The sequence below is a fragment of the Roseibium sp. ROS1 genome (assembly GCF_054658215.1).
In genome coordinates this window covers 1,389,374-1,414,487 of record NZ_BAAGIG010000002.1, presented here as the reverse complement: position 1 = coordinate 1,414,487, position 25,114 = coordinate 1,389,374, and the positions used below count along the sequence as shown (strand labels likewise).

The following is a 25,114-nucleotide window of genomic DNA, read 5'->3' as shown; positions in this document are numbered from 1 at the left end:
AGTTCGCCGGCTCGCTCAGACGTGTGGAACGAGGGCGCGGACCCGAGCAGGGGCCAGCCCAAAATCGCATTGAAAGTGTGGTTATCCGGAGGGTCGAGGAGTTCGCGATGGACGAACTGGTGGCCCCAAGCCAGAGTAACTTCCTGTTTTACAGTGTTTTTCTGTAACAACGCTTGAACCAATTGAAGGGGCCGCCGGGATACCTGATGTTGGCGGTTGACACCCGACAGGCCTCAGCCCGCATCCGTCCATCCTTCGGCGCCCACCAGAGGTACGTAGGCGACAGCACCGAGATTGTCTGTTTTGAACTCGGTTTCGGAAAGCCTTTCGATCCGGATGAGATCTTGCTGCCGCTTTGACCTGCCAACCGGAATCACCAGTCGACCGCCTACCTTGAGTTGCTTTTTGAGAGAATCGGGGACAGCCGGCGCTCCCGCCGCAACTGCGATGGCATCTAAAGGGGCTTCCGCCGGACAGCCAAGTGTTCCGTCGGCGCAAATAACCTCGACGTTCCTGCAACCTGCCTGTTCCAGATTTTCCCTGGAAAGGTTGACGAGCTCCTGAAGTCGATCGATCGAAATGACTTTGTGAGCGAGATTTCCAAGCACAGCAGCTGCGTAACCAGAACCTGCTCCGATCTCCAAAACCTTCGCGTTTTCGCTGATTTCAAGCAGTTCGCAAGTGAGAGCAACAACATAGGGCTGGGATATTGTCTGGCCATATCCGATGGACAAAGGCCCATCCCAGTAGGCTCGGTTTACCTCGCTCTCCGGAACAAAGATATGGCGCGGCACACTGGCCATGGCGGCCAGAACCCGTTTGTCGCTAATGCCGCGCCTGCGCAGTTGCTGCTCAACCATTTCTTCGCGTGCGGTCGTCCACTGATCCATGGGCTGCTCTCGCCGGACACAAATTTACCGTGCATTTGATTGGCTGTCTCAAGACTCTATTAAACCTAAATCCGCATAGTGAGAGAACCAAGAGGCCAGTGTATCAGCGTTAAGGTCCAAAGAGTGCCCCGAGCAGCTACCCGTCAGCGAAAACAGTCATTTCTCCGTCGATTGATCACGCCTGCAATCGCCATTGCTGCGCTTGGTTATTTTGGCTTCCATGCGATGAGCGGTGAGCTCGGTATGGTTGGCCGAGCAATGATCGAGCGTCAGGTTTCCGAACTTGAAGGTGAATTGGCTGTCTTGACCGCCCAGCGTCAGGAGCTCGTCTCAAGGGTTAGTCTGCTTCGGCCGGAGAGCCTCGATCCTGATATGCTCGATGAGCGCGCAAGGCTTAATCTCAACCTGGTGCATCCTGACGAGCTGGTAGTTCTCAGGCCGGGCCACCGTTACAGCATGAACTGAATTTCAGTTGATTTTGCTGCATTAACAATAATCTGGTTAAATATAAAATTCTGTAGTATCAACAATACCTTGATACTGTTGTTGCAGTGCGAGATGCGTGGATTGGATTGACAGACCCAACCGGATAAGTTGCTCCTACCTATCTTAGGGGAAACGTCACGCCGAGATGAGGGTTATGGCCACAGCATCAAAGACCACTTCCGCTAGCTCCAAGAGCACCAGCCGGACACGCAGCTCCGCCAAGAAGGCGCAGCCTGCGATCGCCGAGTTCGATAAGGACGAAGAACTTCACGCTTACCGCGAAATGCTTCTGATCCGACGTTTTGAGGAAAAAGCCGGGCAACTGTACGGCATGGGCCTCATCGGCGGGTTTTGTCATTTGTATATCGGACAGGAAGCTGTCGTCGTCGGTATGCAGATGGCCAAGAAAGACGGCGATCAGATGATCACCGGTTACCGGGATCATGGCCACATGCTGGCAATGGATCTCGATCCGAAAGGCGTGATGGCGGAACTGACCGGTCGTCGCGGTGGCTTGTCGAAAGGCAAGGGCGGCTCCATGCACATGTTCTCCAAGGAGAAGCATTTCTATGGCGGCCATGGCATCGTCGGTGCGCAGGTGTCGCTTGGCACCGGCCTCGGGTTCGCGAACAAATACCGTGAAAACGGCAACGTGGCGATGGCCTTCTTTGGTGACGGTGCGTCCAACCAGGGTCAGGTCTACGAGAGCTTCAACATGGCCGAGCTGTGGAAGCTTCCGGTCGTTTACGTGATCGAGAACAACAAGTACGGCATGGGCACCAGCGTTGCCCGCGCCTCCGCCACCACAGATCTTTCCCAACGCGGTGCTTCCTTCGGAATTCCGGGCAAGCAGGTCGACGGTATGGATGTGCGCGCAGTCAAGGCAGCCTCCGCTGAAGCTCTGGAATGGTGCCGTGAAGGCAAGGGGCCGTTCATTCTTGAAATGATCACCTACCGCTACCGCGGCCACTCCATGTCGGATCCGGCGAAATACCGCTCCAAGGACGAAGTCCAGAAGATGCGGACCGAACATGACCCGATCGAACAGGTGCGTGCGCGCCTCATGGACAAGGGTTGGGCATCCGAAGACGACCTCAAGGCCATCGACAAGGATGTGCGGGCCAGGGTCGCGGAAGCTGCCGAATTTGCACAGACGGATCCGGAACCGGATGTGTCTGAACTCTACACCGACATTCTGCTCTAAGGCCGGGGGACAACATGCCGATTGACATTTTGATGCCGGCGCTTTCGCCGACTATGGAAGAGGGCAAGCTCGCCAAGTGGCTGAAGGCCGAGGGCGACACCATCTCTGCAGGCGATGTGATCGCCGAAATCGAGACCGACAAGGCCACTATGGAAGTGGAAGCGGTTGATGAAGGCACGCTGGGAAAAATCCTGGTTGCCGAAGGAACCGACAACGTCAAGGTGAACGCGAAGATTGCGGTTCTGCTGGCCGAGGGCGAAGACGCCAGTGCCATCGACGCTGCAGCTTCCGCGCCAGCCGCCGCTGCGGCCCCTGAAGCCCCTGCGGCTGCAGAAGCTTCGAGCGCACCAGCTGTCGCCTCTGCTCCGACGCCTGCTGCTCCTGCGCCTGAAACTGCTGACGATCCGGAAATCCCGGCCGGTACGGCAATGAAGTCCTCCACCGTTCGCGAAGCTTTGCGGGATGCGATGGCCGAGGAAATGCGCCGTGATCCGGACGTCTTCATCATGGGTGAGGAAGTCGCGGAGTATCAGGGCGCCTACAAGATCACCCAGGGCCTGCTGGACGAATTTTCCGCCAAGCGTGTCATCGATACGCCGATCACCGAGCACGGCTTTGCCGGTCTTGGCGTCGGGGCAGCGATGGCCGGTCTGAAGCCGATCGTCGAGTTCATGACCTTCAACTTCGCCATGCAGGCGATTGACCAGATCATCAACTCCGCCGCCAAGACGTTGTACATGTCCGGCGGTCAGATGGGTGCCCCGATTGTCTTCCGTGGACCAAACGGTGCCGCGGCGCGAGTCGGTGCCCAGCATTCACAGGATTACGCTTCCTGGTACGCCCACGTGCCGGGCCTGAAGGTGGTCCAGCCGTATTCGGCTGCGGATGCAAAAGGCCTTCTGAAGGCAGCAATTCGCGACCCGAACCCGGTCATCTTCCTGGAAAACGAAATCCTTTACGGTCATTCCTTCGAAGTCCCGGACATGGACGATTTCGTTCTGCCGATCGGCAAGGCGAAGGTGGAACGCGGCGGAACGGACGTGACGCTGGTTTCCTGGGGCATCGGCATGACCTACACCATCAAGGCGGCTGAAGAGCTGGCCGGAATGGGGATCTCGGCCGAGGTCATCAACCTGCGCACCATTCGTCCGCTGGATATCGACACCGTGCTGGCGTCCGTCCGCAAGACAGGTCGGATCGTGACAATCGAAGAAGCCTTCCCGATGTGCTCCGTTTCATCGGAAATCGCCTACCAGGTTCAGGAAAAGGCGTTCGACTATCTCGACGCACCGATCCTGCGCGTGACCGGCAAGGACGTTCCCATGCCTTACGCTGCAAACCTGGAAAAGCTGGCTCTGCCGAACGTTGGTGAAGTCATCGATGCGGTCAAAGCCGTAACCTACACCGCCTGAGGCCAGGGAGACGGACATGCCAATCAATATTACCATGCCGGCCCTTTCTCCGACCATGGAGGAGGGCAACCTGGCCAAATGGCTGGTCAAGGAAGGCGATCAGGTTTCGGCCGGTGATGTAATCGCCGAGATTGAAACCGACAAGGCGACCATGGAAGTGGAAGCGGTTGACGAAGGCACCGTCGGCAAGATTGTAGTGCCTGCGGGAACCTCAGGTGTGAAGGTCAACGAACTGATCGCCGTACTTCTGGAAGACGGTGAAGATGCCAGTTCCATCGACACCTCCGGTGGATCGGCGGCACCTGCTTCTTCATCGGGAGGCGACAAGGCTCCGGCTGTGCCGGAAAGCTCGCCGGCGATCGAGGTCGGGGCAAAGGCGGCAACGGATCCGGTTCCGGCTCCCAAAGCTGCTGACGGTAACCGCATCTTTTCGTCGCCGCTGGCTCGCCGTCTGGCTCAGCTCAACGGTCTCGACCTGAAAGCACTTTCCGGTTCCGGTCCGCATGGCCGCATCGTCAAGCGCGACATTGAGGCTGCTCTTGCTGCAGGTACAGGCAAGGCAGCGCCCGCCGCCGCTGCTGCGGAAGCGCCGAAAGCTGCCGCGGCACCGGCCATGGCAACCGGTCCGTCCGCGGATCAGGTTCTGAAACTGTTCGACAAGGACAGCTACGAACTCGTGCCGCATGACGGCATGCGCAAGACCATTGCCAAGCGTCTCACCGAGTCCAAGCAGACCATTCCGCACTTCTATGTGTCCGTGGACTGTGAACTCGACGCTCTTCTGGCTCTTCGGGCACAGCTCAACGATGCTGCCGCCAAGGACAAGGAAGGCAAGCCGGCCTACAAGCTTTCGGTCAACGACATGACCATCAAGGCTCTGGCTCTGGCTCTGCGCGATGTTCCTGATGCGAACGTATCGTGGACCGACGATAACATGGTCATGCACAAGCATGCCGACGTCGGTGTCGCCGTTTCCATCCCGGGAGGCCTGATCACGCCGATCATCCGCCGGGCGGAAGAAAAGCCTCTTTCCGTCATTTCCAACGAGATGAAGGATTACGGCAAGCGCGCGAAAGAACGGAAGCTGAAGCCCGAAGAGTACCAGGGTGGTACCACCGCGGTCTCCAACATGGGCATGATGGGCGTGAAGAACTTCTCGGCCGTCGTCAACCCGCCGCATGCGACCATTCTGGCTGTCGGCGCCGGCGAAAAACGCCCTGTCGTCAAGAACGGCGAACTGGCTGTTGCCACGGTGATGAGCGTGACGCTTTCGACCGACCACCGCTGCGTGGACGGTGCGCTTGGCGCCGAGCTTCTTGCCGCGTTCAAGGGCTACATCGAAAACCCGATGAGCATGCTTGTTTAAGCCTCATCTCCGGCGCGGCGGCAACGCCGCGCCGTTTTCAATCGATGACTTCATTCGCCGGGGAAATACACCATGGCTGATACCAATTACGACGTGATCATTATCGGCTCAGGGCCGGGTGGTTACGTGACCGCTATTCGTTCTGCCCAGCTGGGCTTCAAGACTGCGATCGTTGAACGCGAACACCTTGGTGGCATTTGCCTCAACTGGGGTTGCATTCCGACGAAGGCCCTCCTGCGTTCTGCAGAGATCCTGGACCACGCCAACCATGCCAAGAGTTTCGGGTTGACGCTGGAAGGCTCCATGAAGGCGGACGTCAAGGATGTCGTTGCGCGCTCGCGCGGCGTTTCCGCCCGACTGAACGGTGGCGTCGGTTTCCTCATGAAGAAGAACAAGATCGACGTGATCTGGGGTGAGGCCAAGCTCACCAAACCGGGCGAAGTCAAGGTCGGAAAATCTTCCAAACCTGTTGTCGAGCCGCAGAATCCGGTTCCGAAAGGCGTGAAGGGTGAAGGCACCTACACCGCCAAACATATCATCGTGGCAACTGGTGCGCGCCCGCGTTCTTTGCCTGGCATTGAACCGGACGGCAAGCTTATCTGGACTTATTTCGAGGCCATGAAACCGGCCAAGATGCCAAAGTCGCTGGTGGTCATGGGGTCAGGTGCGATCGGGATCGAATTCGCGTCTTTCTATCGATCCATGGGCGTCGACGTAACGGTTGTCGAGCTGATGGCCAACGTGATGCCGGTCGAGGACGAGGAAATCTCGAAATTCGCGCGCAAGGCTCTGGAGAAGCGCGGCCTGAAGATCATAACCGAAGCAAAGGTGACCAAGGTCGACAAGGCGGCAGATTCGATTACTGCCCACGTGGAGACCAAAGATGGCAAGGTCAGCCAGATTAAGGCTGATCACCTGATTTCCGCTGTCGGCGTTCAGGGCAACATCGAGAATATCGGTCTGGAAGCGCTCGGCGTTAAAACCGACCGAGGCTGTGTGGTCATTGATGAGTATGGGCGCACCAATGTGCCCGGCCTCTATGCCATTGGCGATGTCGCCGGTCCGCCAATGCTTGCCCACAAGGCTGAGCATGAAGGCGTGATTTGTATCGAGAAGATTGCAGGTGTGCCTGGCGTTCACGGGATGGATCATCGCAAGATTCCGGGCTGCACCTACTGTAACCCGCAGGTTGCCTCTGTTGGGCTGACCGAAGCAAAGGCGAAGGAACAGGGCCGCGACATCCGCGTTGGCCGGTACATGTTCAACGCCAACGGCAAGGCCATCGCGCTTGGCGAAGACAACGGCATGATCAAGGTTATCTTTGACAAGAAGTCCGGCGAGCTTCTCGGTGCGCATATGTGCGGCGCAGAAGTGACCGAACTCATCCAGGGCTTTGTCGTCGCGATGAACCTCGAGACTACCGAAGAAGAGCTGATGCACACGATCTTCCCGCATCCGACCTTGTCGGAAATGATGAAGGAAGCTGTGCTGGACGCCTACGGCAAGGTGCTCAACGCCTGATCCCTTTTGGTCTCGGCGCAAAACTGCGCCGAGGCCGCTCTCCATTTGCCGTACTCTGGATCTGCAAGCAGTGAAAGAAATGCGCAGGCCTGAAGGTTGATCAGGACATCAACGCTGGACGCTTTTTCTGAAACGGGTAACGTGAAACCGTCTGAGAAAAGGCTGAAAGGAGCCGTCAGTCATGGATGTAAAAGCAATTTTGATCTGGGTTGCAATCGGCATTATAGCCGGTTGGCTTGCAAGCGTCGTCGTTGGCGGCGGTGGTCTGATCCGTTACCTCGTCAGCGGTCTCATTGGCGCGTTTGTTGGTGGTTTCCTGTTCAAGCTCGCAGGTATCAACGTCAATCTGGGCAATGCCTACGTCAATGAAATTGTCGTGGCGGCCGTTGGAGCAATTGTCGTTGTGCTGCTTGCGCGACTGATCGCCTGACGAATTGAAATTTCTGGAAATAGGAGTCCGCGATGGGGTGGATCATCACAATCATCATCGGCCTCATTGCGGGCGCCGTTGCTCACCGGGTGCTGAACAGTCGCGGAGGTTTTCTTGGCAGCCTCGTTGTCGGCCTTGTCGGAGCGCTGGTTGGCGGTGAACTCGCATCGCTGCTCAACCTGCATGTGACAGGTGGTATTCTCGATCGTCTGATTATCGCGGTTCTGGGCTCTATCCTGTTCCTGTTCATCTGGAAGAAAATGTTCAAGTGAGCACAAATCCGGACGAATTCGAGAGCCTGGAGGCTTTTGTTCTCAGGACAGGCGACAAGCTTCGTTATGGTGATACGGACCGGCAGGGACACGTCAACAATGCCGTGTTCGCCACTTTTCTGGAAACCGGCCGTGTTGAATTGCTCTACAATGAAGCGCTGGCTGACCTAGGCGCAGCTTTTGTGATCGCGCGGCTGGAGCTGGATTTCCTGGCGGAAGTCAACTGGCCGGGCGAAGTGGAGATCGGCACAGCCGTGCTTGACGTTGGTCGCAGTTCGTTCAAGCTGTTCCAGAAGGTTTTTCAGGATGGAAAGCCGGTTGCGCAGGCGGTGACCGTCATCGTCCAGATGAGCGAGAGCACGCGAAAGTCTCAACCGCTGTCGGAACGTGCACGCGAGCGGCTTCAGGAACTGACCGGTCCTGCGCTAAGCACATAGCTGGCTCAACGCTAATCCGTCTTGACCTTTCACCGGAATAACGACACTTAAGGCCCATGGTTACGATCGTCGACACGCTCAATCGCCCGCAGCAACAATCCGAAGCGCGCCCGCGCCACCCGGAAAAGGCTCACCGTCCGGACAATCCGATACAGCGCAAGCCGCACTGGATCCGTGTCAAGGCGCCGACATCGCCGGTCTACCGCGAAACGCAGAATGTCGTGCGCGAGAACAATCTCGTTACGGTTTGCGAAGAGGCGGGATGCCCGAACATCGGTGAATGCTGGTCAAAGAAGCATGCCAGCTTCATGATCCTTGGTGATACCTGTACACGTGCCTGCGCCTTCTGCAACGTGCGCACGGGCATGCCAGGGCCAGTCGACCCGAAGGAAGCTCAGGGTGTTGCGGATGCCGTTGCCGCAATGGGGCTCGAGCACGTGGTGATTACCTCCGTCGACCGGGACGATCTGGACGATGGCGGTGCACAGCATTTCGCAGATGTGATCAATGCCATTCGCAAGACCGCGCCATCGACCACGATCGAGGTTCTGACGCCTGATTTCCTGCGTAAGGACGGTGCTCTGGAGATTGTCGTGGCGGCGAAGCCCGATGTCTTCAATCACAACCTTGAGACAGTGCCGTCGAAATATCTGACCGTTCGACCCGGCGCGCGCTATTTCCATTCGATCCGCCTTCTTCAGAAGGTCAAGGAACTTGATCCGGAAATGTTCACCAAGTCCGGGATCATGGTCGGGTTGGGGGAAGTGCGCAACGAAGTGCTGCAGCTGATGGACGACCTCCGGGCGGCCGATGTCGATTTCCTGACGGTCGGCCAGTATCTGCAACCTTCCAAGAAGCACCATCCGGTCGTTTCCTTCGTGACGCCGGAAGAGTTCAAAGGCTATGAGCGTATTGCTTACGCCAAAGGTTTCCTGAAGGTGTCGGCAAGCCCGTTGACGAGGTCGTCTCACCACGCTGGTGAAGATTTCGCGGATCTTCGCGCCGCGCGCAAAGCAAAGCTCGGCCACTAACGCCAAAGCAACAGGACACTGGACACCGTATGCCCAGTTTTTCATCCGACCACAAAGTCAACCACAAGGCGGACGAGATGTTCCGCCTTGTTGCCGACGTAGAGCGGTATCCCGAATTCGTGCCGTTGTGCCAGGATCTTCACGTGCGCGGTCGCAAGGAGCTGGATGGTGGACGGACGGTACTGGTGGCCGACATGACGGTTGCCTACAAGCTGTTCAAGGAAACTTTCACCAGCCGCGTTGAACTGCGCCCGCAGGACAGGACGATTCTGGTTGAGTACCTGGATGGCCCGTTCAAGCACCTGGAAAACAAATGGACTTTCGAGGATGCAGGCGAGGGCAGCTGCAACGTCGGTTTCTATATTTCCTACGAATTCCGCAGTCGGACGCTCGGCTCTCTCATGGGCGTTATGTTCGAAAAGGCCTTCCGAAAGTTTTCAAGCGCCTTCGAAGCTCGCGCGGACCAGGTTTACGGGACCTGATTAAGCTGACTTTTGGGCCTACTTGAACTGCTTGAAGGCGTCGCGAATGATGCGGATACGGCTCGACTGCATGTCGAGGGGCTCTGCCTGGCGACGGATCTGCTCGATTTCCTTCTTCTTCAACCCGAGACTTTCGAGCGTTGCGAAGGATGTATAATCGGTACAGACGGGCGTGCGGCTGGAGCCGACATTCTCTTCGACCACGAGGTTTCTTCCGGCAGCAGCTTCTTCTTCCGTCCAGATAACGGTGTTCGAGGACACCCAGAAAGTGCGGTCGCAATATTGGGCCTGGTAGTAGCCCTCTTTCGGTTTTGTCAGAATTTCATGAAATCCGGTGAACGTACCGTTGGAATACTGGGACCTGATATAAAAGTCGCTCTGAGCGTGAGCTACGCCGGCAAAGGTAGTGCCAGCGGCCGTCAAAGCAGCGAAGAACGCGAGGGCGCGTTTCATGTCAGGGTCCTTTTTTCTGCGCGTTTATGTCACCTGTTCCTGTTGAAAGTCTAAGCTGACCAGCTTACCCGAGCCTTACCAGCCCGGTGCCGGCTTTTTTAGTTGCCGTGATATGACTTGGCAGCGTTGTCGCCGTCCGTTGTTTTGAACGCTTCGCGAATGACTGCAAAACGGTTTACCCGCTTTACTGACGACCCGTCATTTTGAACGACAAGTCTCGGATCATCCTGTACGCCGAGGTCTTCAAGCGTCACTTGTTCTTCAGGATGATCGCATATCGGCCGCCAGCCTTTGCCCCGATTGAACTCCACCCGAACCTTGTAATCCTGCTGCACTTCGAGCTGCGTCCAGGCGACTGTCGCATAGCGTACAAAGTAGGATCTGCCACAATACTGAACTTCCACCAGCCCGTCCGCCATTCGGTCATAGATGCGGTGGGAGCCGCGGAACAGCTGATTACCGTCGCGCGAAATAATGTAGGTGTCACCCGGTTTCGGCGTGTTGTTGCCGGCCTGCGCATTGGCGCACGCAAGGGCGAGGGCACTTCCTGCAAGAAGCGCACGTTGGATTAACATATCCCGTTCCCTTTACCGCGAAATCATTTCGCGAGTTGGTTCCTGCTTACGGTGACCATACGGCAAGTGTTTGTAAAAGTGATTTCGTAAGGGAAATGAGTTTGATTAAAACTTTAAAAGCACTGATTTTGTTGACGAAATATCGAATAACTGTCCAGAAGCGGCCGGCTTTTAGCGTGTGTGATACGTGCTGTGGCCTTCTTCGGCGCTATTGCTCTGGAACATTGCGCCGATCGCGGAAAGCCTGCTTTGTGGGGCCGAAGTCTCATCTGGAGCGGCCAGAAGATCGTGCGCACTCATTGTGACGCCGATGTCCTCAAGACTGACCTGTCGCTCGGGATTGCCGCAGATCGGACGCCAGCCACGGCCAAAATTGAATTCCACCTGAACTTTGTTGCCGCGTTCGGTTTCCACTTGCGTCCAGGCGACCGAATGGCTGCGTACAAAATAGCTACGCTGGCAATAAGAGACCTTTTTCAATCCGCGGGCGTTTTCCGTGAACAGCTTGTGACTGCCCACAAAGTGTCCGCTGCGATCGCGTGAAATCAGGTAAAAGTCGCCAGGCTGAGGTATGGCACCTGCAAAAGCGGTGGAGCCTGCGCACAAAAATGCAGCCAGAATGGTCGCTGGTTTAATCATAAAGGTTCTGATCTTGAGTTACGTTGAGGTCAAGTTGTCTGGAATATACATATGACCATGCGGAAGCCCAGCGCGAACTCCCATGAGCGTTAATGAGCATTTACTCAGGAAATTGCATTTAAAATCGATGTGAGGGCAGTTCTGACGGTGGCAAGCCGGATTGATTGCCGGCCGTTGTCTGCAAACCAGCAATGGAGATGATCCGTCGGGCGATCCTTTGCCGCAACGGCAATATGGACAGTGCCAACCGGTTTTTGAGGACTTCCGCCACCTGGCCCAGCGATACCCGTTACAGAGACTGCTACATCCGCATTGGATCTGGCGAGCGCTCCTTCTGCCATGGCTATCGCGACTTCCTTGCTGACGGCCCCATGCTTTTCGATAAGGTCTTTCGGAACGCCCAGCATTTCGTTCTTTGCTTCATTGGAGTAGGTCACAAACCCCCGGTCCACGGCGGCCGAAGATCCCGCGATCTCCGTAAGCGCACCGCAAATCAGGCCTCCGGTGCAAGATTCTGCCGTCGCTACCATTTTCTTGGCGGCAATGAGCCCGTCCAGCACAGCAATTGACAGAGGTGCAAGCTCTTCCAGGTTGTTCGGAGATGTCTCGGTCATGGATTTCTAGTCCTCGTCCTGAAAAGGAAGACGCACAGTCACACTGGCCAGGGCCGCGATACCTTCCTTGCGGCCTGTAAAACCCAGGCGCTCGGATGTCGTCGCCTTGACCGAGATCCTCGAAACAGGCACGGCGCAAATCCTGGCAATCGAAGAGCGAATTGCCTCGCGGTGGGGCCCGATCTTCGGTTCCTCGCACACGATGGTGACGTCGACATGCGCCAGTCTTCCGCCGCGTTCAAACAGGCGGCGCATGGCGTCCAATTGAAACTGGTCAGAAGAGGCGCCTTTCCACTGCGGGTCGCTTGGAGGGAAATGCTGGCCGATATCGCCATCGCCAATGGCACCAAGCGTAGCGTCCGTTATAGCGTGCAGCACCACATCCGCGTCTGAGTGACCTTTCAGCTTGCTGGAGTGGGGAATGGCTACTCCGCCCAAAATGACGGCATCGCCATCTTCAAAGGCGTGGACGTCGTATCCGATCCCGGTTCTAACATCGGCAAGTTCTGAAAGCGGCAACGGTGAGGCGGGGGTAGTCGACATCAGTTGTAACTCGGCCTGTTGTTCTGCACGACGGAGGTCGGCGGCAGTTGTGATCTTGAATGCAGCGGGGTCGCCCTCCGTCAGGACAATGGTCATCCCGTCCCATTCCGCAAGGCCGGTGTCGTCAGTAAAATCGAGTTTTCCCGCTGCTACCGCCTTTTCATGCGCCCTGAGTATGCGCTGCAAGGGAAAGGCCTGTGGCGTCTGCGCTGCCCAGAGCCCGGTTCTGTCAACGGTTTCCAGCGAACGACCCGATTGATCTGCTCTTTTTAACGTGTCGGCCACGGGCAGCGCGGCGAGAACGCCTTCGTTCCCTGCCTGCAGTTGCTCAAGCAATCTGTCTATCACGGCAGATGGGAGGAACGGCCGTGCAGCGTCATGGATCAAGACGTAATCAAATCCTTCGAGTGCGAGAGCCTTCAATCCTGCCAGGACCGATTGCTGCCTGGTGGCACCACCGTAGACTGCCGGTCCGATCTTGGACGCTGTTTCAGTGGAGGCCGCTCTTGCTGCTTCAGAGAAATGGTTCACGTCGTCAGGGTGAATGACGGTTACGAGACGGTTGATCCGGGGGTGATTCCCGAGAGCATCCAGTGTATGGCTCAGCACAGGACGGCCAGCCAATGGCCTGTATTGCTTGGGTAACGCATTGTCGGAGCCCGCAAGACGGGTGCCACGCCCTGCGGCAACGACAAGGGCGGCAGCGGTTTTTGTCATTAACGGGCTCCTCGTGCTCTGCATCAAACCGTCAGCTTTGAACCGTCTTTACCTAGGAACCTGTTCGGACCGCAAATTTTGACTTGTTGCATTGCGAAACTTGTCTACAATATAGGCAATTATGAATCTGCACAGTCAATAAGCAGAAAAGAGACGCTGTGTCGCCGTCTATGAAAACACTCACGATTGGCCGGTATCAACTCGCAAACCCGGCCGTGCTCGCGCCGATGTCCGGTGTGACCGATCTCCCTTTCCGCCGGCTGGCTGCCAGATACGGCGCCGGCATGGTCGTCAGCGAAATGGTTGCGAGCGAATCCTTCGTCAAAGGCGACGCCGAAACGCAAATGCGTGCGGAGGCTCAGGACAAGGGGCTTCATGTCGTTCAGCTTGCAGGGCGTGAAGCCCGCTGGATGGGGGAGGCCGCCAAGGTTATCGCTGGTCTTGGTGCCGATGTAATCGATATCAACATGGGCTGTCCCGCAAAAAAGGTGACATCCGGATACTCCGGTTCCGCACTGATGCGGGATCTCGACCATGCCCTGACGCTGGTTGATGCAACGGTGGCAGCGGTCGATGTGCCCGTCACTTTGAAGATGCGCCTTGGTTGGGATGACAAGAACCTGAATGCACCGGAGCTGGCCCGCCGTGCGGAAGCGGCCGGGGTGCAACTCATCACCGTTCACGGGCGCACCCGATGCCAGTTCTACAAGGGCAAGGCCGATTGGTGTGCGATAGCAGCTGTCAAGGAAGCTATTTCGGTTCCCCTGATTGCCAATGGGGATTGCAAGAGTGCTGAAGATGCCTTGCGTATGCTTGAGCTTTCCGGCGCTGACGGCGTGATGATTGGCCGGGGTGCATATGGACGTCCCTGGTTGCCGGGCCACATCGGACATTTTCTGGCAAGTGGCGAACAGCTCAACGCACCAACGGGAACAGAGTTGGCGGAGTTAGTGGCGGAGCACTACGAGGCCATCCTCAGCCACTACGGTGAGCGGCAGGGTGTTCGCATCGCGCGCAAGCATCTCGGTTGGTATCTGGACGAGACAACGTCTGCTGGCGCGGCCGACATCCCTGGATCTGTCCGCAAGACCCTTATGACTTCCAATCAGCCGTCGGAGGTTATCCGCCTCGCAAGCGACTGGCTTTCTTCCTCGAACAAACGGACAGCAGCTTGAAGGACATCATGTCTCAGACAGGCCGTACGGCCGCGCTTGCCAGTGACGGGCCGACTATACTGGATGCCTTGCCACACCCGGTGCTTTTGGTTGCGCCGGACGGCGTGATCGAGTCTGCCAACATGGCCGCGGAAATTTTCATGCGGTCCAGTGTATCGGTGCTTCGTCGCCATCCAATCAGTGACTTTGTTCCTTTCGGGAGCCCCTTGCTGACCCTGATCGAGCAGGTGCGCGAACGCAGCGCGCCGGTCAACGAATACAAGGTCGACATCGGTTCTCCGCGTATCGGGGCGCCGAAGGTGGTCGATATCAACGCTGCACCTGTATCGGAGCGGCCGGGGGCTGTGGTGTTGATGTTCCAGGAACGCACCATGGCGGAAAAGATCGACCGGCAGCTGACGTCCCGTGGAGCCGCCCGCACCGTGACGGGACTTGCCGCCATGTTGGCGCACGAGATCAAGAACCCGCTGTCAGGAATTCGTGGCGCGGCCCAGCTTATAGAGCAGTCGGTGCCAGCCGAAGACCGGGCGCTGACACGTCTGATCATGGATGAGACCGACAGGATCGTGAAACTGGTCGACCGGATGGAAGTATTTTCGGACGAACGGCCGATCGAAAGAGAGCCGGTCAATATTCACGTGGTTCTGGACCACGTGAAGCGCTTGTCGGATTCCGGCTTTGCCCGCGGCAAACGGATTGTGGAGATTTATGATCCGTCGTTGCCTCCGGTTTATGCCAACAAGGATCAGCTGATTCAGGTTTTCCTGAACCTGATCAAGAATGCCAGCGAAGCGATTGGCGATGATCCCGATGGTGAAATTCGCGTTTCGACGGCGTTTCGGCCCGGTGTGCGGCTGTCTGTTCCCGGTACCGACGAAAAGGTCAGCCTGCCGCTGGAGTTCTGTGTTCAGGACAATGGACCGGGCGTTCCGGAAGACCTTCTTCCGCATCTGTTTGAGCCGTTTATCACGACTAAGACCAATGGCTCAGGCCTTGGTCTGGCACTCGTTGCCAAGATCATTGGTGACCACGGCGGTGTCATCGAATGTGACAGCCAACGCCAGAAGACAGTTTTCCGCATTCTGATGCCCGCGTTCACGGGTGACAGCACAGCTTCGTCCGACCGGACCAGCAGAGGAACCGAGTAACCATGCCGACGGGCACGATTTTAGTTGCAGACGACGACGCAGCCATCCGCACAGTTCTCAACCAGGCCCTGTCCAGGGCAGGTTATACGGTGCGGCTGACTTCCAACGCCTCAACGCTCTGGAGATGGGTCTCATCCGGCGATGGCGATCTTGTGATCACCGACGTGGTCATGCCGGACGAAAATATCTTCGACGTGCTGCCACGCATGAAAAAGATGCGGCCGGAGTTGCCGGTTCTGGTCATGAGCGCACAGAACACCTTCATGACGGCCATCAAGGCTTCGGAGAAGGGGGCGTATGAATATCTGCCCAAGCCGTTCGACCTGAAGGAGCTGACCAGTATTGTTCAGCGCGCACTGGAAGAGCCGAAGAAGCGGCCGGCTGTCGATCTTGATGATGCGGGCGAGGGCATGCCACTTGTGGGGCGGTCTCCCGCCATGCAGGAGATCTACCGGGTTCTTGCACGGCTGATGCAGACCGACCTGACGGTGATGATCAACGGCGAATCCGGTACCGGCAAGGAACTTGTCGCAAGGGCGCTTCATGATTACGGCAAGCGGCGTAACGGACCGTTTGTTGCCATCAACATGGCGGCCATTCCACGAGACCTCATCGAAGCCGAGTTGTTCGGTCACGAGAAGGGTGCCTTTACCGGAGCACAGAACCGCAGCTCCGGCCGGTTTGAACAGGCAGATGGCGGCACATTGTTTCTGGACGAAATCGGCGACATGCCGATGGAAGCTCAAACCAGGTTGCTGCGCGTCTTGCAGCAGGGCGAATACACCACTGTCGGTGGTCGCACCCCGATCAAGACGGACGTCAGGATCATTGCAGCCACCAACAAGGACCTGCGGCACCTGATCAACCAGGGCCTTTTCCGCGAAGACCTTTATTTCCGTCTGAATGTGGTTCCGATCCGCCTGCCGCCGTTGCGCGAGCGCGTCGAGGACATTCCGGATCTGGTGAGGCACTTCTTTACGCTCGTTGAAAAAGAGGGGCTGCCGGCAAAGCAGATCGACCAGGGAGCGCTCAATCTTCTGCGCCGGTATCGCTGGCCTGGAAACGTGCGCGAACTGGAGAACCTCGTTCGTCGTTTGGCTGCGTTGTATCCGCAGGACGTGATCAGCGAAAATCTGCTGGAGCAGGAGTTGAGTCAGCCTTCGGTCTCGCCGATGGAAGAGGAATCCCAGGAGACCGTCAATCTCGGTGGATCGGTCGAGCGTTATCTATCCGGCTATTTCGACACGTTCGGCGATGCCTTGCCGCCTCCCGGCCTCTATCACCGCATCCTGAGGGAGGTGGAGTACCCTCTGATCAGCGCAGCATTGGCGGCGACGCGTGGTAACCAGATCAAGGCGGCAGAGCTTCTCGGTGTCAACCGGAACACACTGCGCAAGAAGATCCGGGATCTCGACATCCAGGTGATGCGGTCTACCCGATAGTCTTTTCAGGACAGGGCGGCAAATTGATGCGGTCAGGCCGAAAGGTCTGGCCGTTTTTTTTTTGTTCCAGTTGCAGGTTGTCGTGACGAGTGGTCTTGTGATTCACGGGGTGGGAAACCACGAGGAGATAATTTCGCCCTCAATATAAGCCTGGTTTCATTGGGTCATCTGAAGGAAAATTCCAATTACAGACGGGGCAGTCATTTTGTGAATGCTGCAAAAAAGAATAACGAATTCAGCAGTGTGCGATAAAGTGATCACCTGTCCACCGCAAATTTTCTGCGCCTCTTCTGGTCTGTCGCAATTTCGCAACATTGTGTGATAAGTTTGCCGCAAATACATCAAGACAGTCCGCGTTTGGCGAGCTGAAATCAAAAGAGACCGAATGATACTGGAAGCAGTACAAGAACCCGTCGCTCAATCCAGCGCCGCAGGCAAATTCTGGCGGCGTGTGGGTCTTGCGATCATCCTGCTTGCCCTCGTTTCCATCGGTGTCACCTTCGTTATCCTGATGGGGCTGACGTCCATCGATCCCACGCGGGAAGTCATCATGGTCGCAATGACCATAAATGGTGCGCTCGCGGCAATTCTCGTGGGTGTCATCGCCTTCGAGATCCTGAAGTTGTGGCAAGCGCGGCGGCGTGGACGGGCTGCTGCTCGCCTTCACGTGAGGGTCGTGGCTCTGTTCAGTGTGGTTGCTGCTGTACCGGCCGTTCTCATGGCGATTCTGGCGGCGATTACATTGGACCGCGGCCTTGATCGCTGGTTCGAGGACCGGACGCGTCAGATTATCGACAACGCCCTGACCGTTGCTCAGGCCTATCTTCAGGAACACGCCAGGGTTCTGCGCGGCGACCTGATCGCCATGACCAACGATATCGACCGGGCAAAGGCGGTTTATGAATTCGAGCCGACCCGTTTCGATCAGTTCTTTGCAACGCAGGTTTCCCTTCGCGGTATCCTCGCAGCCTTTATCCTGAACGAAAACGGCGAGGTGGTCACCCGCGTCGTCATAGATCCCAACGCGGAAGTGCCGCTGCCGCCTGCCGACAGCTTCTTCAAAGCAAAATCCGGGGATCCGATCCTGATCGCACCGGGAAGTTCCAACCTGGTCGGCGGTGTCATGAAATTGTCCGCCTATGACAATTTCTATCTTTATGCCGTTCGCGCCATAGATCCGCGCGTTGTCGAATATCTGCGTCTTGCCGAGACGGGTGCTTCGCAATACCAGCAGATGGAGAATAGCCGCTTTGGCGTCCAGGTGGCCTTTGCTCTGGTCTATCTCGGCGTTGCGCTGGTGTTGCTCTTGTCGGCGATCTGGATAGGTTTCGGGTTTGCCAATCGACTTGTTTCGCCGATCCGAACGTTGATTTCGGCAGCCGACGAGGTGTCCAAAGGCAATCTCGTCGTCAAGGTTCCGACCGAGAAATCCGGTGGTGACCTCGCCAACCTGGGCGAAACCTTCAACAAGATGACCGGTCAGCTTCTCGGGCAGCGTGATGCGCTTCTGGCGGCGAACGAGCAGATCGACCGCCGCCGCCGCTTCAACGAAGCCGTTCTTTCCGGAGTGTCCACCGGCGTCATTGGCGTTGACGATGAAGCCTCGATCATGCTGATCAACCGCTCCGCCCTGGAATTGCTGCAGCTGGATGAAGTGCAGATCCTGAACAAGTCTCTGATCGAGGTGGTTCCTGAGCTGAACGACTGCATTTCCGATGTCTTGAAGAATGACAGTGACAGGGTTCCGGAAACGCAGATCGAGATCACGCGGGGCGGACGCCTGCGTACGATCAACGTGCGTATAACGAGGGAGCAGTCTACCCGGCGCGAACATGGTTTTGTGGTGACGCTGGATGACATTACAGATCTGGTTTCGGCACAGCGCAATTCGGCCTGGGCGGATGTTGCCCGGCGCATCGCGCATGAGATCAAGAATCCGCTGACACCGATCCAGCTCTCGGCAGAACGCATACGCCGCCGCTACGGCAAACGCATCGAGGAGGACCGGGAAGTCTTCGATCAATGCATCGACACCATTGTTCGGCAGGTGGGCGATATCGGTCAGATGGTGGACGAGTTCTCGTCCTTCGCCCGTATGCGCAAGCCAACGAAGACATCTGGAGATCTGCGCGAGGCGGTGCGCGATGCGGCGTTCATGCAGTCGGTGGCAAATCCGGAAATCAGTGTTACCGCGGATGTTCCGTCCAGTCCGGTGACGGCTGTCTTTGACGCGCGTCTCGTTGGCCAGGCTCTGACCAATGTGGTCAAGAATGCTGCGGAGGCGGTGAGTGCGCGCATTGGAGACGATTTGCCCAAAGGCAAGGTGACCGTGCATTTGCGCGGTGAACTGGAAGACGGCAGCGGCCGGATCGTGATTGATGTCATCGACAATGGCATCGGGCTGCCGGAAGAAAATCGCAGCCGGCTTTTGGAACCCTATATGACAACCCGGGAGAAGGGGACGGGCCTTGGCCTTGCCATCGTCCGCAAGATCCTGGAAGACCACGGCGGTGGCATCGAATTGCTCGACGCCCCCAAAACCAACCCTGAGGACACGGGCACGCTCGTTCGACTGACATTGGCAGCACATGCCGAGATCGAGCCGGAGACCGACCTGCAAAACCAGACTGTGACTGCCCATGGCGCATGATATTCTTGTCGTAGACGACGAAACCGATATTCGCGAAATGATTGCCGGCATCCTGGATGATGACGGTTATGGAACGCGGACCGCGCACGATTCAGACAGCGCCCTGGCCGCAGTGAAGGAGCGCAAGCCTTCGCTTGTCATTTTGGATATCTGGTTGATGGGAAGCCGCCTCGACGGCCTGGCTCTGCTCGATATCTTCCGTGAAACGGATCCTGAAATGCCGGTCGTGATCATCTCCGGTCACGGCAACATTGAAACAGCGGTCTCTGCCATCAAGCGCGGGGCCTACGATTACATCGAAAAGCCGTTCAAAGCAGACCGGCTGGTTCATATCGTCGAGCGCGCCCTGGAAGCTTCCAGCCTGAAACGTGAAATCCGCGATCTGAAGCAGCGCAGCGGCGAAACCAGCGAAATCATTGGCAACTCCTCGGCAGCTCACAACCTTCGGCAAACCATCCAGAAGATTGCGGGAACGAACAGTCGCATCCTGATCGTCGGTCCTTCCGGTGCGGGCAAGGAGCGTGCTGCTCGGATGATCCACGACATGTCGCCGCGTGCCAAAAGTCCGTTCGTCGTGCTGAATGCTGCAACCATCACGCCGTCGCGGATGGAAGAAGAACTTTTCGGCATCGAGGATGAGAACGGCAATCTGCGCAAGATTGGTGCGCTCGAAGAAGCGCACGGCGGTACGCTTTACCTCGACGAAGTCGCCGATATGCCTGCCGAAACCCAGGGTAAAATCCTGCGGGTTCTCGTTGAGCAGAGCTTCGCCCGTGTTGGCGGCACTCAGAAGGTTCAGGTCGACATTCGTATCCTGTCCTCGACATCGAAAAATCTCGAGGAACACATTGCGTCGGGACTGTTCCGGCAGGATCTCTACCACCGTCTGAGCGTGGTTCCCCTGCGTGTGCCCGGCCTTGCCGAGCGGCGTGAGGATATTCCGGTATTGGTGCATCACTTCATGCACCAGATTTCCGGTGCTTCGGGCATTCCGCAAAGGCCTATCGGTGATGACGCCATGGCGGTTCTGCAAACGCATGACTGGCCGGGCAACGTGCGTCAGCTACGCAACAACGTCGAACGTCTGATGATTCTGAGTCGCGGCGACCCGGACAGCACCATCACTGCGGACCTGCTGCCAGCGGAAATCGGCGAAACTCTGCCGAGCCTGCCCACGTCAGGTACAGGGGAACACCTGATGTCCGTACCACTGCGGGAGGCCCGAGAGATCTTCGAGCGTGAATATCTTCAAGCTCAAATCAAGAGATTTGACGGGAACATCTCGCGGACTGCCGAATTTGTCGGTATGGAACGGTCTGCGCTTCACCGGAAGCTGAAAACCCTGGGCATGACCTGAGGCACTTCGGGAAGCGATAGGTAACGGCAAGGCGGGAAAGGGATCTTTCCATGAAAATCGTGATTTGCGGCGCGGGGCAGGTGGGCTACGGCATTGCCGAGCGTCTGGCTGCGGAACAGAACGACGTGTCCGTGATCGATTCTTCTCCGCAACTGATCAACGCCATTGGTGATCAACTGGACGTGCGTGGCTTTGTCGGCCATGGCGCGCATCCGGACGTTCTTGCACAGGCCGGGGCCGAAGAGGCCGACATGATTGTTGCCGTCACGCTTTATGACGAGGTCAACATGGTGGCCTGTCAGGTGGCGCATTCGCTCTTTAACGTTCCCACAAAGGTCGCCCGTATCCGGGCGCAATCCTATTTGCAGGGGCGCTGGCGTAATCTGTTTTCGCGCGACCACATGCCGATCGACGTGATCATCTCGCCAGAAATCGAAGTTGGCGAGATGGTACTGCGCCGTCTGGCGCTTCCAGGCGCTGTCGAGACTGTCCGGTTTGCCGACGACCAGGTTGTTGTCGTCGGGATCATGTGCGAGGAGGACTGCCCGGTGGTGGACACTCCCTTGCGCCAGCTTACCGAACTCTTCCCGGACCTTGGGGCCGTTGTCGTCGGCCTTTATCGCAACAACAGGCTGTTTGTCCCCAAGAGCAGCGATTCCATTCTGACGGGTGATCTTGCCTATGTGGTTGCCCGCCGCGACCAGGTTCGCAGAACGCTGAGCATTTTCGGACACGAGGAACCGGAAGCGGCCCGTGTCGTGATTTGCGGTGGTGGCAACATCGGGCTGTATGTCGCCAAGGCACTTGAACAGCGTCAGTCCGGAACAAAGATCAAGCTTATCGAAGCTTCCCGTGAGCGGGCGATGGCTGTTGCCGATGAGTTGAAGCGATCGGTCATCCTGCACGGCAGCGCGCTGGATCAGACGATCCTGAATGAAGCCGATGCCGGCGATGCCGATACCATGGTGGCTCTCACCAACGAGGATGAAGTCAACATTCTGTCTTCCGTCATGGCGAAGAAGCTTGGCTGCAAACGCTCCTTGTCGCTGTTGAACAATCCGAGTTACCCGGCTTTTGCCAACGCGCTGGGGATTGATGCGTTTATCAACCCGCGCGCCGTAACCATCTCTCGCATTCTCCAACACGTCCGACGTGGTCGTATCCGGGGCGTTCATTCGCTTCAGAACGGGGCTGCGGAAATTGTCGAGGCGGAAGCGCTGGATACGTCGCCGCTGGTCGGCAAGCCGCTTAGGGTTATCGATCTGCCGTCCGGTATCCGCATTGGTGCGGTTTTCCGCGGCGGCGAGGTGCTTACGCCTAATGGTGACCTGCAGATTCAGGCACAAGACCGTATCGTGATCTTCGCGGTTGCGAACCGCGTGCGCCAGGTAGAACAGATGTTCCGCGTCAGCCTTGACTTCTTTTAAGGCTGAGTGGCTTCTTTCTGGCCTTGCTTTTGTCTGACCGAAAGGTCAAAACTTTCAAAAATACCAATCGGTTCGTTTCGAACCGTCCTGTTCTGGAGGAACCATGAGCCGGATTGCCTATGTCAACGGCCAGTATGTGCGTCATGCCGATGCTGCGGTGCATGTTGAAGACCGCGGTTATCAGTTTGCCGATGGCGTTTATGAAGTCTGTGAAGTCTGGCAGGGCAAGATCGTCGACGTTCCGCGCCATCTGGACCGCCTTGGCCGGTCCTTGAGTGAGCTGCGCATAGACTGGCCAATGGCCCGCAACGCCGTGGAATTCGTGCTACATCAGGTCGTCCGTCGGAATCTGGTTCGCAACGGACTGGTTTATATCCAGGTGACGCGCGGTGTTTCCAAGCGCGATCACTTCTTCCCGCCGGCGCACGTTGCGCCGTCGATCGTTGTGACCGCCCGTTCGTCCAGCCCGACTGCTGCCAAGGCACAGGCCGAACAGGGTATCTCGGTGTTCAGTTATCCGGAAAACCGTTGGCCGCGCGTTGATATCAAGACCGTTGCGCTTTTGCCGAACGTGCTGGCGAAACAGAACGCCAAGGAACAGGGCGGCAAGGAAGCCTGGTATGTGGATGCCGACGGCAATGTCACCGAAGGCGGATCGACCAACGCCTGGATCGTTACCAAGGAAGGCGTTTTGGTCACCCGGCCGGCCGAGAGCGGGATCCTGCGCGGTATCACACGCGCCGTGGTACTCGATCTCGTCCAAAAGGAAGGGCTGACGTTTGAGGAAAGACCGTTTAGCCTTGAGGAAGCTTTCGATGCGAAGGAAGCATTCGTCACGGCAGCGACGACTGTCGTGATGCCTGTGACACGTTTGGACGGCAGGATTATCGGAAACGGTCATCCTGGATCGGTGGCAACCCGATTGCGCGAATTGTTCCATACTGCTACTGATTTGCAGGCGGTATGATTCGATTGGCCTTATTGGGTCGAAAGTACGAAACTATTTTAGACCGAGGCAGACGGTCTTGACTGGTGGGCTATACGAAAAGCGGGCGGTGCGTCAAACATTAGTCATTGATACTGAACGGCTTTTGACGGTAGGCTGCTGAAACGCCGGATGCTCGGCCGCATCCGGGGCAAATAGGATAAAAAGACTGATGGCTGAGCGCGCACAAAATCTCCAAGACACTTTTCTTAATCACGTTCGCAAGCAAAAAACTCCTCTGACGATTTTTCTGATCAACGGTGTGAAATTGCAGGGTGTCGTGACATGGTTCGACAACTTCTGCGTTCTGCTGCGTCGTGATGGGCATTCCCAGCTGGTTTACAAACACGCGATTTCCACAATTATGCCAAACGGACCTGTTCAACTGTTCGATCAGGCTGAGGAAAACGCTGAAAAGGCAAGCTGATTGAAACCGAAGTCTCGCGCAGACGATTTTTCTAAATCCAACGGTTCCGAGGAACCTGGCCAGAAATCTCTAAGGTTGAAAGATACTGGGGTAGACCGTCTGCCCCAGCCCTTCCGTGCGATGATTCTGGAGCCGGTTCTGCAGTTGCGTGGCGAAACCGCGCAGACAGAACTGCGCGGCAATCGCAGCCCGGAAGCGCGGCTGGAAGAAGCCCTCGGCCTGAGTGCTGCCATCAATCTCAATATCGCGCATTCCGGCGTTGTCCGGGTCAACAATCCCAAGCCTGCAACCCTGTTTGGCGATGGCAAGGTTGCCGAGCTTGCCGGGATCGTTGCAAGCGAGGATCTGGACCTCGTTGTCATAGATCATCCGCTCACCCCGGTTCAGCAGCGAAACCTTGAACGCCGGCTGAAGACCAAGGTCATCGACCGCACAGGTCTTATCCTGGAGATCTTCGGCGACAGGGCCCGCACCAAGGAAGGTCGGCTTCAGGTCGATCTGGCGCATCTGACCTGGCAGAAGAGCCGTCTCGTCCGCTCCTGGACCCACCTTGAGCGCCAGCGCGGCGGCGCAGGTTTCATGGGCGGTCCGGGTGAAACCCAGATCGAGGCCGATCGGCGCCAGATTCAGGACCGGATCATTGCGCTGCAGAAACAGCTGGAACAGGTTCGCCGGACGCGTGACCTGCACCGCAAGAAACGCAAGAAAATCCCGCAGCCGGTTGTTGCGCTGGTCGGTTATACCAATGCCGGTAAATCGACGCTTTTCAATCGGATGACCGAATCTGACGTTTTTGCCAAGGATCTTCTGTTCGCCACGCTCGATCCGACCCTGCGCAAGGTAGCCTTGCCGCATGGCAAGGAAGTCATCCTGTCGGATACGGTGGGGTTCATCTCCGATCTTCCGACCCACTTGGTCGCCGCATTCCGGGCGACGCTGGAAGAGGTGCTTGAAGCGGATCTCATTCTGCATGTGCGGGACATTTCGCATGCCGACACCGAAGCGCAGGCAGAAGACGTCAAGAAGACGCTAACCGATCTTGGTGTAGACGCGTTAACGGGCGCGCCGATCATCGAAGTCTGGAACAAGATCGACTGCCTTGATCCGGCTTACCGCGACAAGTTGCTGGAAGATGCCGGTGAAGAGGGGCCGATTGCCCTTTCCGCGCTGACCGGCGAAGGGATCGAGCAGCTTTATGCCCGTGTCGATGCTTTCATGGCGCAGCACGACGACATTCTGACTGTGAAGATCCCCGTTGCCGATGGCGCTTTGCTGGCGAAACTTTATCAGATGGCAGAGGTGCTGGAACGCACCGATGCCGAAGATTTCGTAACAGCGGAAGTGCGCGTTTCCGACAAGCAACGTGGCCCGTTTCGCGAGCTTTATGCCGCTTATCTTTAGTTAATCAGATAAAAAGCCGGAATGGGCCGA

Annotated in this window: 25 protein-coding genes; 19 read left to right on the top strand and 6 right to left on the bottom strand. The window is 57.1% G+C overall.

Features of this window, described 5'->3' with window-relative positions:
* Nucleotides 1–233: 233 nt before the first annotated feature.
* Entirely contained in the window at nucleotides 234–860 is a 627-nt protein-coding gene (locus ACYQ6M_RS14530; RefSeq protein WP_460074638.1) for a protein-L-isoaspartate(D-aspartate) O-methyltransferase, read from the bottom strand.
* 201 nt (nucleotides 861–1,061) lie between these two features.
* On the opposite strand from ACYQ6M_RS14530, the gene ACYQ6M_RS14525 reads away from it, so the two are divergent.
* From ACYQ6M_RS14525 to ACYQ6M_RS14480, 10 genes are all read left to right on the top strand, one after another.
* Nucleotides 1,062–1,355, top strand: coding sequence for an FtsB family cell division protein (locus ACYQ6M_RS14525; protein WP_022998567.1), 294 nt, complete (start codon nucleotides 1,062–1,064; stop codon nucleotides 1,353–1,355).
* Nucleotides 1,356–1,530: 175 nt separating this feature from the next.
* Nucleotides 1,531–2,580: a pyruvate dehydrogenase (acetyl-transferring) E1 component subunit alpha gene (gene pdhA / locus ACYQ6M_RS14520; RefSeq protein ID WP_022998568.1), complete on the top strand. Its 1,050-nt coding sequence runs from the start codon at nucleotides 1,531–1,533 to the stop codon at nucleotides 2,578–2,580.
* Between the two features lie 14 nt (nucleotides 2,581–2,594).
* Nucleotides 2,595–3,992: a pyruvate dehydrogenase complex E1 component subunit beta gene (locus tag ACYQ6M_RS14515; protein ID WP_022998569.1), complete on the top strand. Its 1,398-nt coding sequence runs from the start codon at nucleotides 2,595–2,597 to the stop codon at nucleotides 3,990–3,992.
* Between the two features lie 16 nt (nucleotides 3,993–4,008).
* Nucleotides 4,009–5,358 carry a pyruvate dehydrogenase complex dihydrolipoamide acetyltransferase gene (locus tag ACYQ6M_RS14510; RefSeq protein WP_075283173.1) on the top strand — a complete coding sequence of 450 codons (1,350 nt, stop codon included), beginning with the start codon at nucleotides 4,009–4,011 and terminating at the stop codon, nucleotides 5,356–5,358.
* 72 nt (nucleotides 5,359–5,430) lie between these two features.
* Complete coding sequence (gene lpdA, locus ACYQ6M_RS14505) at nucleotides 5,431–6,879, top strand: dihydrolipoyl dehydrogenase (RefSeq protein WP_367021989.1); 1,449 nt, start codon at nucleotides 5,431–5,433, stop codon at nucleotides 6,877–6,879.
* Nucleotides 6,880–7,060: 181 nt separating this feature from the next.
* On the top strand, nucleotides 7,061–7,309 hold the full coding sequence (locus ACYQ6M_RS14500; RefSeq protein WP_022998572.1) for a GlsB/YeaQ/YmgE family stress response membrane protein: 249 nt from the start codon (nucleotides 7,061–7,063) through the stop codon (nucleotides 7,307–7,309).
* A gap of 32 nt (nucleotides 7,310–7,341) precedes the next feature.
* A complete protein-coding gene (locus ACYQ6M_RS14495) occupies nucleotides 7,342–7,581 on the top strand; it encodes a GlsB/YeaQ/YmgE family stress response membrane protein (RefSeq protein ID WP_022998573.1) in 240 nt (79 codons plus the stop codon).
* Nucleotides 7,578–8,018 (top strand): acyl-CoA thioesterase, encoded by a 441-nt coding sequence (locus ACYQ6M_RS14490; RefSeq protein WP_022998574.1) that lies wholly within the window; start codon nucleotides 7,578–7,580, stop codon nucleotides 8,016–8,018. The genes ACYQ6M_RS14495 and ACYQ6M_RS14490 overlap by 4 nt, the downstream gene beginning before the upstream one ends.
* A gap of 56 nt (nucleotides 8,019–8,074) precedes the next feature.
* Entirely contained in the window at nucleotides 8,075–9,049 is a 975-nt protein-coding gene (gene lipA / locus ACYQ6M_RS14485) for a lipoyl synthase (protein WP_022998575.1), read from the top strand.
* Between the two features lie 29 nt (nucleotides 9,050–9,078).
* Nucleotides 9,079–9,531: a type II toxin-antitoxin system RatA family toxin gene (locus ACYQ6M_RS14480; RefSeq protein ID WP_023014591.1), complete on the top strand. Its 453-nt coding sequence runs from the start codon at nucleotides 9,079–9,081 to the stop codon at nucleotides 9,529–9,531.
* Between the two features lie 18 nt (nucleotides 9,532–9,549).
* On the opposite strand, the gene ACYQ6M_RS14475 is transcribed toward ACYQ6M_RS14480, so the two are convergent.
* The 5 genes from ACYQ6M_RS14475 to ACYQ6M_RS14455 form a co-directional block, all read right to left on the bottom strand.
* Nucleotides 9,550–9,984, bottom strand: a complete 435-nt coding sequence (locus tag ACYQ6M_RS14475) for a hypothetical protein (protein ID WP_022998577.1) — start codon at nucleotides 9,982–9,984, stop codon at nucleotides 9,550–9,552.
* Nucleotides 9,985–10,082: 98 nt separating this feature from the next.
* On the bottom strand, nucleotides 10,083–10,559 hold the full coding sequence (locus tag ACYQ6M_RS14470; RefSeq protein WP_022998578.1) for a hypothetical protein: 477 nt from the start codon (nucleotides 10,557–10,559) through the stop codon (nucleotides 10,083–10,085).
* A gap of 171 nt (nucleotides 10,560–10,730) precedes the next feature.
* Complete coding sequence (locus tag ACYQ6M_RS14465; RefSeq protein ID WP_460074434.1) at nucleotides 10,731–10,973, bottom strand: hypothetical protein; 243 nt, start codon at nucleotides 10,971–10,973, stop codon at nucleotides 10,731–10,733.
* A gap of 329 nt (nucleotides 10,974–11,302) precedes the next feature.
* Entirely contained in the window at nucleotides 11,303–11,812 is a 510-nt protein-coding gene (locus tag ACYQ6M_RS14460) for a CinA family protein (RefSeq protein WP_075283178.1), read from the bottom strand.
* 6 nt (nucleotides 11,813–11,818) lie between these two features.
* Nucleotides 11,819–13,072 carry a bifunctional 2-C-methyl-D-erythritol 4-phosphate cytidylyltransferase/2-C-methyl-D-erythritol 2,4-cyclodiphosphate synthase gene (locus ACYQ6M_RS14455; protein ID WP_460074433.1) on the bottom strand — a complete coding sequence of 418 codons (1,254 nt, stop codon included), beginning with the start codon at nucleotides 13,070–13,072 and terminating at the stop codon, nucleotides 11,819–11,821.
* A 170-nt stretch (nucleotides 13,073–13,242) separates the two neighbouring features.
* On the opposite strand from ACYQ6M_RS14455, the gene dusB reads away from it, so the two are divergent.
* The 9 genes from dusB to hflX all read left to right on the top strand — a co-directional run bounded on the left by dusB (nucleotide 13,243) and on the right by hflX (nucleotide 25,084).
* Entirely contained in the window at nucleotides 13,243–14,247 is a 1,005-nt protein-coding gene (gene dusB / locus ACYQ6M_RS14450; protein ID WP_460074432.1) for a tRNA dihydrouridine synthase DusB, read from the top strand.
* A gap of 8 nt (nucleotides 14,248–14,255) precedes the next feature.
* Nucleotides 14,256–15,395 carry a two-component system sensor histidine kinase NtrB gene (locus ACYQ6M_RS14445; protein WP_035909465.1) on the top strand — a complete coding sequence of 380 codons (1,140 nt, stop codon included), beginning with the start codon at nucleotides 14,256–14,258 and terminating at the stop codon, nucleotides 15,393–15,395.
* A gap of 2 nt (nucleotides 15,396–15,397) precedes the next feature.
* Nucleotides 15,398–16,837 (top strand): nitrogen regulation protein NR(I), encoded by a 1,440-nt coding sequence (gene ntrC, locus ACYQ6M_RS14440; protein ID WP_022998584.1) that lies wholly within the window; start codon nucleotides 15,398–15,400, stop codon nucleotides 16,835–16,837.
* 385 nt (nucleotides 16,838–17,222) lie between these two features.
* Entirely contained in the window at nucleotides 17,223–19,487 is a 2,265-nt protein-coding gene (locus ACYQ6M_RS14435) for a sensor histidine kinase NtrY-like (protein ID WP_168693011.1), read from the top strand.
* Nucleotides 19,477–20,844, top strand: a complete 1,368-nt coding sequence (ntrX, locus tag ACYQ6M_RS14430; RefSeq protein WP_022998586.1) for a nitrogen assimilation response regulator NtrX — start codon at nucleotides 19,477–19,479, stop codon at nucleotides 20,842–20,844. Before ACYQ6M_RS14435 ends, ntrX begins: the two co-directional genes overlap by 11 nt.
* Before the next feature lie 50 nt (nucleotides 20,845–20,894).
* A complete protein-coding gene (trkA, locus tag ACYQ6M_RS14425; RefSeq protein ID WP_022998587.1) occupies nucleotides 20,895–22,271 on the top strand; it encodes a Trk system potassium transporter TrkA in 1,377 nt (458 codons plus the stop codon).
* A 103-nt stretch (nucleotides 22,272–22,374) separates the two neighbouring features.
* Nucleotides 22,375–23,238, top strand: coding sequence for a D-amino-acid transaminase (locus ACYQ6M_RS14420; protein ID WP_022998588.1), 864 nt, complete (start codon nucleotides 22,375–22,377; stop codon nucleotides 23,236–23,238).
* A gap of 187 nt (nucleotides 23,239–23,425) precedes the next feature.
* Nucleotides 23,426–23,683 (top strand): RNA chaperone Hfq, encoded by a 258-nt coding sequence (gene hfq / locus ACYQ6M_RS14415; protein ID WP_173006241.1) that lies wholly within the window; start codon nucleotides 23,426–23,428, stop codon nucleotides 23,681–23,683.
* A 120-nt stretch (nucleotides 23,684–23,803) separates the two neighbouring features.
* Nucleotides 23,804–25,084: a GTPase HflX gene (gene hflX / locus ACYQ6M_RS14410; protein WP_460074637.1), complete on the top strand. Its 1,281-nt coding sequence runs from the start codon at nucleotides 23,804–23,806 to the stop codon at nucleotides 25,082–25,084.
* The last annotated feature ends 30 nt before the right edge of the window (nucleotides 25,085–25,114 follow it).